This is a genomic window from Streptomyces sp. NBC_00704 (assembly GCF_036226605.1).
Lineage (GTDB): Bacteria > Actinomycetota > Actinomycetes > Streptomycetales > Streptomycetaceae > Streptomyces.
The window spans coordinates 8,031,276-8,037,745 of the sequence record NZ_CP109000.1 but is presented as its reverse complement, the minus strand read 5'-3'; the positions used below and the strand labels follow the sequence as shown (position 1 = coordinate 8,037,745).

Sequence of the window (6,470 nt, the reverse complement as noted above, 5' to 3'; positions counted from 1 at the left end):
CCTCGGCAAGCCGAGGCCTAAAGAGCGAATTGCGCAAGCGCAATCTGATTCCGGCGCAAGCGCCGGAATGAAATTCCGCAAGCGGAATTTAAAAGGCGAGGCAATTCGCGCAAGCGCGAATTGTGGGCACCCGCGCAAGCGCGGGCACCTGCGCCGGCAGTAGGGGAGGTGCATCGCGCGCGGGCCTGTGTAGGGTTTGGGAATCCCAGCCGTCATCCGTGCAACGAAGATGACGGGCCGTCGGCCTGACGGGGTGCTGGTCCCACCGCAGTGACGGGTTCCGCTGCGCTCCACCCGAACACCTCCCCCACCCTCGAAACCGGCCGCTCACGTTCACCAATGCTCCGTCAGCATACACGCTTAACCCTCCAGGTGGCGCAGAATCCGCCACCGCATCACCCTGGGCGAGCGAACCCACTACTGGAATGGTGCATCACGCTGGCTGGCTGTGTAGCTTTTGGGGCCTGGCTGCACCACCAACCCCGGCGAAAAACTACCGGAAGAATTCGAGAGTGCGCGGCCGTTAATTGCCCAGCCACAGGACGGAAGTCCTGATATGCGAGCGCCGAAATTCGACGGGCGGAGGTACCGGATCATGCGGAGTGACGGCCACCCCCACGACCACCTTCGTCGCGACATCGATGAACCACGTCACCCAGCCCTCGACCTCCATCCGCACCGGAACTCGCTTGTGATCCCCCTCCCAGCACGCATTGCGGTGCGTAGGCGGACGCTTGCCATACACGTCATAGCGGCGACGTGCCGCCTCACCGCTCCTTCAGACCCACCCGCTCCCCCGCAGACAAATCCCGCGCCACCGCACGCTGCAACGTCGCGGGAGACGGCACCGTCCCAGCCCGTCCGTCCCTTTCGGCCTCAGCAACCAGCTCACGGTGCACGCGGCCACGTTCCCACCGCACAACGCCAACAACTCACGCATCCGCGGCGTCACCGTGAAACGATCCCGCGGCACACTCCCGGCCAAGCCGCCCGTCCGGGCCGCATGCAACCACCGCCACACCTGGGGGTCTGTCCAATGAACGGTGTAACTCGGTTGGGTTGAGTTAGCGGCGGCCGGCGGAGAGTCGGCCGTCGAAGGCGATCTCGAAGGCGTTGAGCGCCGCCTTCCAGCGGGTCATCCAGCGCTTGCGGCCGGCGCCGGTCGGATCGAGGGACATGATCGCCATGTAGACGCACTTCAGCGCGGCCTGCTCGTTCGGGAAGTGCCCGCGCGAGCGGACCGCCTTGCGGATCCGCGCGTTGACCGACTCAATCGCGTTCGTGGTGCAGATGACCCGGCGGACCTCGACGTCGAAGCTCAGGAACGGCACGAACTCCGCCCAGGCGTTCTCCCAGAGCCGCACGATCGCCGGATACTTCCTGCCCCACGCCTCCGTGAACTCGACGAACCGCTCCAGCGCGGCTTCCTCGGTCGGTGCCGTGTAGACGGGCTTGAGGGCCTTGGCGACCTTGTCCCAGTCCTGCCGGGCCGCATACCGGAACGAGGCCCGGATCAGGTGAACCACGCAGGTCTGCGTGACGGCCTGCGGCCAGACCGCCTCGATCGCGTCCGGCAGTCCCTTGAGTCCGTCGCAGACCACCATGCACACGTCTGCGACGCCCCGGTTCTTGATCTCGGTGAGGACGTGCAGCCAGTACTTGGCGCCCTCGCCGCCGTCGCCGGCCCACAGCCCGAGGATCTCCCTCGTGCCCTCGACCGTGACCGCCAGTGCCACGTAGATCGGCCGGTTCGCGACCTGACCGTCGCGGAGCTTCACGTGCACGCAGTCGATGAACACCACCGGATAGACCGGATCGAGCGGCCGGTTCTGCCACTCGGACATACCCTCGATGACCTGGTCGGTGATGGTGGAGATCGTCTGCCTGGACACGTCCGCGCCGTAGACCTCGGCCAGGTGCGCGGAGATCTCACCACGCGTCAGACCGCGGGCCGACAGCGAGAGAACCATCTCGTCGACCCCGGCCAGGCGCCGCTGCCGCTTGCGAACCAGCTGCGGCTCGAACGAGCCCTCGCGGTCACGAGGCACGTCGATCTGAACTGGGCCGACCTCGGTCAGCACGGTCTTCGACCGGACGCCGTTGCGCGAGTTCCCGCTGCCGGCCCCAGCCGGGTCGTGCTTCTCATAGCCGAGGTGGTCCGTCATCTCGCCTTCGAGCGCGGACTCCAGGAGCTTCTTCGTCAGCTGCTGGAGCAGCCCACCGGCGCCGGTGAGCTGCAGCCCGCTCGCGCGGGCCCGGTCGACCAGCTGCCCGATCAACTGATCGTCCAGCGCGTCCGGCTGCAACTCGACCGGCTGGACAGCCTCCACGGCCTCAGCCGAGACGGACACGTCTGTCATCAGGTGCTACTTCCTTGATCGGGAGTTACACCGTTCTTTTTACAGACCCGCCGAGCCACCCGTCAGTTCTGCAGCGCTCGGAGGGTGGCGTCAAGGTCGGTGGTGCGGGGCTGGTTGTGGGGGAGCCTGGCGAGGGCGGCGGCCATGCCGCAGGTGTTGGTGGCGGCGGAGAAGACCAGGCCGCCTCCGATGGCGGCGGACAGCCAGCGGGCGGGGCGCCAGCGGGTGCCGACGGAGAGACCGAGGACGACGAGGGATCCGGCGGCGAGGCGGACCTGGCGTTCCATGGGCCAGACGGTTGTGACGTTGTCGGGGCGGTGGAGGGTGTGGCCCTCGCCGGCCCAAGCGGTGGTGCCGCCGGTGAGGGTGGTGGCGGGGATGTCGGCTGCGGCGAGTTCGGTGCAGGCGGTAGTGGAGCGGTTGCCGGAGGCGCAGACCATGAGGAGGGTCCCGCGGGCTGCTGCCGCCTTGAGGGCGGGCAGGGCGGTGTGGAGGTGGTCGAGGGGAATGTTGTGGGCGCCGGGCAGGTGCCCGGAGGCGTATTCGCCGGGGGTGCGCACGTCGATGACCGTGTAGTCGTCGAGGCGGGCGGCGGCCTGGGCAGGGATGAGGGCGGTGGGGGTGCTCATGTGCGGGGTGGTTCCTTCCGTGCTGTTCCGGGAGTCGGTGGCCCGATCCCGTATGATACCCCTAGGGGTATTTATGGAGGTGGATGGTGGAGCTTGAGATGGCGGCCGACGAGCTGAAGTCGGTCCTCAATCGGCTGCGGCGGGCTCAGGGCCAGATCGCGGGGATCATCAAGATGATCGAAGAGGGCCGGGACTGCGAGGATGTGATCACGCAGCTTGCGGCGGTCTCCCGTGCGCTGGACCGGGCCGGGTTCGCGATCATCGCGACCGGGTTGCAGCACTGCATGGCCGAGGGCGGCCAGGAGGCCGGTGACCGCGATCAGATGCGGGCGAGGCTGGAGAAGCTGTTCCTGTCCCTGGCCTGACGGACGCGGTGGCCGGGGTGCTCATGCGATCACGTCGATCAGCATGAACACGGCCACCGCGAGGAGCAGCCCGGCGAAGACCTTTTGAAGGCTGTTGCCGGAGACCTTGGTGCTGAGGCGTTTGCCGTCCCAGGCGCCGAGGATCGCCGCCCCCGTGAACGGCCCGATCAGCGCCCAGTCCAGGCCGCCGCCGGTCCCGGTGCGGGCGGTCAGGGCGGCGAGTGAGTTGACGGTGATGACGAGCAGGCTGGTGCCGACCGCCCGCCGCATGGTCAGGCCGAGGACGCCCACCAGGGCGGGCACGGCGAGGAAGCCTCCGCCGACGCCGAGGAAGCCGGTCACCGCGCCGAGCCCGGCGCCTGCCCCGGCCGCCTTGCCGAGCCGTATCCGCTCCGGCGGTCGGGAGGCGGACGGACGAAACATCCGCACGGCCGCCAGTGCCGCGATCGCCGCGAACGCGACGGTCAGCACGGCTTCCGGCACACGTCCGGCGGCGGCTCCCGCGAGGTAGGCGGGGATGATGCCGGCGGCCGCGAAGAGCGATCCGACTTTCCAGGCGACGTGGCCGTCGCGGGCGTGGGCGTACAGGGCGGTGGCGGAGGTGGCGGCCACGATGATCAGACTGGCGGTGGTGGCCGCGGACGGGGAGAAGCCGAGCAGGTAGATCAGGGCGGGCACGGCCAGGACGCTGCCGCCGCCGCCGAGTGCTCCGAGGGCGAGGCCGACGACGGCCCCGGCGATGAGGGCGAGAACGAGTGCGGTCACGCTATCTGGCCGTGGTTCCCGCGTTCGTCGAGGACGGGGTGTCCGGCGGCGGCCCACGCGTTCATGCCGCCCTTGACGTCGACGGCCTGCGCTCCGCGCTGGGTGAGGAGTTTCGCGGCCTGCTGGGAGCGGTGCCCGCTGCGGCAGATCACCACCAGCGACCGGCCGGAGGCTTCGGTCGGCAGGTCGGCGCCGGCCACGAGTTTCGACAGGGGTGCGTGGACGGCGCCGGGGGCGTGGCCCGCGTTCCATTCCGGCTTCTCGCGGACGTCGAGCAGAATCGCGTCCGGCATGTCGCCGCTGGTGCGGTCGCGTGCTTGGTCCACGCTGACGCGGGGCTGGCTGCGGCGGAAGAGGAACATCAGGGTTCTCCTGCTCCTTGTGGGATCTCGTGCGGTGAGCGGGGCTGTCTGTCAGCCGGTGGTCAGGGGCAGGCCGGCGTCGGTGGCGGCGTCGAAGCCGTCGTCGACGGCGACGACGTCGCGGCCGGTGGCGTCCAGCAGGGACGCGGCGATCGCGGCCCGCATGCCGCCGGCGCAGTGCACCCACACCGTCCCCGGCGGTACCTCCGCGAGGCGGCCGTGGAGCTCGTGGATGGGAATGTGCACCGATCCGGTGATCCAGCCGTTCGCCCGCTCGGAGTTCCGGCGCACGTCCAGCACCACCAGATCAGCGGTGCCGTGTGCGGCGAGTCCGGCGAAGGTGGAGCGGGGGAAGGAGGCCGGGGCCTGTCCTGTGGGCAGCCAGTCGGCGGGGGTGCCGGTGGCGGCGGCGGCCGGGCGGTCGATGCCCACCCGCACCAGTTCGCGCTGGGCGTCGGCGAGCTGCTCGGCCGTGTCGGCGAGCAGGGTGACCGGCTTGCCCCAGGGGATCATCCAGGCGAGGTAGGTGGCGAGCTTGCCGTCGGCCTCGAAGTTGAACGACCCGGCCACGTGCCCCTCGGCGAACGCGACACGGTTGCGCAGGTCGACGACCCACTCGCCGGCCGCGAGGCGGGCGGCGATCTCCTCGGCGTCCGCGAGGGCGGGCGGGGTCAGGTCGAGCGGTGCGGAACCGGCGGCGTTGGCAGGTCCCATGTGCGTGTAGTAGGCGGGCACGTCCTCCAGGCCGGCCAGCAGGTCCGCGACGAAGGTGTCCACATCGACGGTCAGCGCGGTGTTCGCGCTCTTCTCCTTGCCGATGGTGGTCTCCTCGCCCTCGGACTGGGCCGAGGAGCAGAAGCTGCCGAAGCCGTGCGTGGGCAGCACCGCCGTCTCGTCGGGAAGGTCGGAGGCCAGGCGGTGGGCGGAGGCGTGCTGGGCGCGGGCCAGTTGTTCGGTCAGCCGCGGCTCGACCAGGTCCGGCCGTCCCACGCTGCCGATCAGCAGCGACCCGCCGGTGAAGACGACCACCGCACGTCCCGCCTCGCGCAGCGCGTAGGAGGTGTGGTGCGGGGTGTGGCCCGGCGTCGCGATCGCGGTCAGCGTCACCCCGCTGCCGGGGTCGATGTCCACACGGTCGCCGTCGGCGACGGGGACGCGGTCGAAGGTGACGTGCGCGTCGGCCGGTACGAGGTAGCGGGCGCCGGTGATCCGGGCGAGTTCGAGTCCGCCGGTGACGTAGTCGTTGTGGATGTGGGTCTCCACGACGTGGGAGATCCGTACACCGCGCCGGGCGGCTGCCGCCAGGACCTGGTCGATGTCGCGCGGCGGGTCCACCGCCACCGCCGTGCTCTCGCCGCCGGCCAGCTGCGGTTGCCGAGACCTTCCAGCTCGATGGTGTCAACGAAGAACACGCCGGTACTCCTCACGAATGGAAATTACCCGGGGGGGTATCTGTTTCCACCGTAACACCAGTACCCCCGGGGGTATATTCCAGGTCAGGGGCTGCCCCGATCCGGTACCCGCCGGACATCGGACGCATCAGCGCACCGGACGACAAGAAGGAGAACGGCCATGGCCTACAGCCGCACCGTGCACGTGGACGGCGACTTCGAGGAGACCGTGAGCGCCGTACGCGAAGCACTGGCCGGGCAGGGCTTCGGGATCCTCACCGAGATCGACGTGCAGGCCACGCTGAAGGAGAAGTTGGGCCACGAGATGGAGGACTACCTGATCCTCGGCGCCTGCAACCCGCCCCTGGCCCATCAGGCGATCCAGGCGGACCGCTCCATCGGTCTGCTCCTGCCCTGCAACGTCGTCGTCCGCACCGACGGCGACCGCATCGCCGTCCAGGCCCTCGACCCCGGCACCATGGTCACCCTGACCGGCCAGGACGCCCTCAAGCCCGTAGCCGAGGAAGCCACCCGCCGCCTCGACGCCGCCCTGTCCGCGCTCACCGGACCGCCCGCATAGTTCTCGGTCCACGCGGCG

Annotated in this window: 6 protein-coding genes and 1 pseudogene; 2 read left to right on the top strand and 5 right to left on the bottom strand. The window is 69.8% G+C overall.

Annotated elements, in window-relative coordinates:
- Window positions 1–1,064: 1,064 nt before the first annotated feature.
- Window positions 1,065–2,360: an IS256 family transposase gene (locus OG802_RS35085; protein ID WP_329416861.1), complete on the bottom strand. Its 1,296-nt coding sequence runs from the start codon at window positions 2,358–2,360 to the stop codon at window positions 1,065–1,067.
- A 62-nt stretch (window positions 2,361–2,422) separates the two neighbouring features.
- Window positions 2,423–2,989: a rhodanese-like domain-containing protein gene (locus OG802_RS35080; RefSeq protein WP_329416860.1), complete on the bottom strand. Its 567-nt coding sequence runs from the start codon at window positions 2,987–2,989 to the stop codon at window positions 2,423–2,425.
- Window positions 2,990–3,075: 86 nt separating this feature from the next.
- On the opposite strand from OG802_RS35080, the gene OG802_RS35075 reads away from it, so the two are divergent.
- Window positions 3,076–3,354, top strand: a complete 279-nt coding sequence (locus tag OG802_RS35075) for a metal-sensitive transcriptional regulator (protein WP_056792769.1) — start codon at window positions 3,076–3,078, stop codon at window positions 3,352–3,354.
- 21 nt (window positions 3,355–3,375) lie between these two features.
- Here the strand turns inward: OG802_RS35075 and OG802_RS35070 are convergent, their stop codons facing one another.
- The 3 genes and pseudogenes from OG802_RS35070 to OG802_RS35060 all read right to left on the bottom strand — a co-directional run bounded on the left by OG802_RS35070 (window position 3,376) and on the right by OG802_RS35060 (window position 5,893).
- Window positions 3,376–4,119, bottom strand: a complete 744-nt coding sequence (locus OG802_RS35070) for a sulfite exporter TauE/SafE family protein (protein WP_329416859.1) — start codon at window positions 4,117–4,119, stop codon at window positions 3,376–3,378.
- Window positions 4,116–4,481 carry a rhodanese-like domain-containing protein gene (locus OG802_RS35065; protein ID WP_329416858.1) on the bottom strand — a complete coding sequence of 122 codons (366 nt, stop codon included), beginning with the start codon at window positions 4,479–4,481 and terminating at the stop codon, window positions 4,116–4,118. Before OG802_RS35065 ends, OG802_RS35070 begins: the two co-directional genes overlap by 4 nt.
- Window positions 4,482–4,532: 51 nt before the next feature.
- A pseudogene (locus OG802_RS35060) lies at window positions 4,533–5,893 on the bottom strand (MBL fold metallo-hydrolase).
- A gap of 160 nt (window positions 5,894–6,053) precedes the next feature.
- On the opposite strand from OG802_RS35060, the gene OG802_RS35055 reads away from it, so the two are divergent.
- A complete protein-coding gene (locus OG802_RS35055) occupies window positions 6,054–6,452 on the top strand; it encodes a DUF302 domain-containing protein (protein WP_329416857.1) in 399 nt (132 codons plus the stop codon).
- Window positions 6,453–6,470 lie beyond the last annotated feature (18 nt).

Coding starts and splice junctions, on each gene's coding strand:
- OG802_RS35085 (WP_329416861.1), bottom strand. CDS start 2,360: ATGACAGACGTGTCCGTCTCGGCTGAGGCCGTGGAGGCTGTCCAGCCG.
- OG802_RS35055 (WP_329416857.1), top strand. CDS start 6,054: ATGGCCTACAGCCGCACCGTGCACGTGGACGGCGACTTCGAGGAGACC.
- OG802_RS35080 (WP_329416860.1), bottom strand. CDS start 2,989: ATGAGCACCCCCACCGCCCTCATCCCTGCCCAGGCCGCCGCCCGCCTC.
- OG802_RS35065 (WP_329416858.1), bottom strand. CDS start 4,481: ATGTTCCTCTTCCGCCGCAGCCAGCCCCGCGTCAGCGTGGACCAAGCA.